Annotated in this window: 1 protein-coding gene; it reads left to right on the top strand. The window is 35.8% G+C overall.

Annotated features, from left to right (window positions below; all coding sequences use genetic code 11):
* The coding region (locus CN288_RS27860; protein ID WP_141528037.1) for a metallophosphoesterase family protein at positions 1-494 on the top strand (494 nt) is incomplete at both ends.

A 494-nucleotide genomic window follows, 5' to 3' on the forward strand; every position in this document is an offset into this window, starting at 1 on the left:
AATTTAGGAGATAGTATATATGGTCCTTTAGATCCTGTAGGAACAATCAAGATTTTAAAGGAGCATAAGATGAATCACGTTAGAGGTAACTGTGATCGAATGTTGTGGGAGCCTGTGCAAGATTCATCATCCACTCTAAATGAAGTGAAAAGATTATTAACAAATGAGCATTTAAATTGGCTAAAGGAGCATCCTTCTCAATATATTATGGAAGACATCTTTTTCTGTCATGGAACACCAGATTCGGATGAAATATATTTACTAGAAAAAATGACAGAAGATGGCGGGGTATTGAAGACTACAGATGAAATTATGAAACACCTTCAAAACATAGAGCAACAAATAATTGTATGTGGACATACTCATATTCCTAGAGTTGTATATTTGCCAGATGGGAAAATCGTTGTAAATCCAGGGAGTATAGGTCTTCCAGCGTACAAAGATGACTTGCCGATTTCTCATAAAATGGAATCAGGATCACCGCTCGCTAATTA

The sequence above is a fragment of the Bacillus sp. AFS023182 genome, assembly GCF_002560575.1.
Lineage (GTDB): Bacteria > Bacillota > Bacilli > Bacillales > Bacillaceae_G > Bacillus_A > Bacillus_A arachidis.